This is a genomic window from Anaerostipes sp. CAG:276 (assembly GCF_000432215.1).
GTDB lineage: Bacteria > Bacillota > Clostridia > Lachnospirales > Lachnospiraceae > Anaerostipes > Anaerostipes caccae.
Genome location: NZ_FR889168.1, coordinates 1 through 838 on the forward strand (window position 1 = coordinate 1; position 838 = coordinate 838).

The 838-nt window shown below is 48.9% G+C and carries 1 protein-coding gene; it reads left to right on the forward strand.

The features are described from left to right. On the forward strand, positions 1-838 hold an 838-nt coding region (locus tag QVP35_RS00810), incomplete at both ends, for an InlB B-repeat-containing protein (protein ID WP_288187708.1).

An 838-nucleotide genomic window follows, 5' to 3' on the forward strand; every position in this document is an offset into this window, starting at 1 on the left:
AAGACACAGGGGAAAGCCGGGGAGTTTGAGCTGACCTATTCTGATGCAAAGGGAAATAAAGTAACCGTTACGGTCACACTGGTCGGTGAGTACGATGCGATTACAGAAAACCCGGACACAGGTGAGATGATAAAGGGGAAACATATCATCAGCAAAACCGGCGGCGACGGTTTTTCGAAAAAGCAGCTGAAAGAGCTGTCCATGGTAAAAGCGGTGGACAAAGACGGGATGGAGATTCCAACAGAGGATCTTAGTTTTGCAGAGGAAGAGCAGATTGCAGCGATCAATGCGGCAAAGACCGCAGGGAAGACCGGCGATTTTCCTCTGACTTTCCGGACGCCGGACAATACAACGGTTACAATCACTGTATTTCTGAGAGATGAGGGAACAGATGCCGCAAAGGAAAGACAGGATGATCCTTTTTCTGTGATCGGAGCGAACCATGCGACACAGCCTACAAAGGGAGAGCCCTTTACGGAGGAACAGATCATCGACCTCTGCCAGGCAAAAGGAAAAGACAAGAATCTGGATAATGCAAAGATTCTGGTGGATGAAAGCCAGCTGGCAGTGATCAACAAAGCAAAAAAAGATGGAAAAACGGGAGTTTTTGACCTCACCTTTTCCCTTTCTGACGGAAATAAAGCCACAGTAAAGGTGACGCTGACCGGGGATCACAGAGTGTCCTTTGATCCTGACGGAGGAGACTACCAGCCGGAAACACAGACAGTCAAAGGAGGCGACTGTGCGGAAGCTCCGAGGGACCCTGCAAAAGAGGGATATGTGTTTGAGGGCTGGTATTATACAGAGGAAGACGGAAACGAAGTGAAGTGGGATTTCA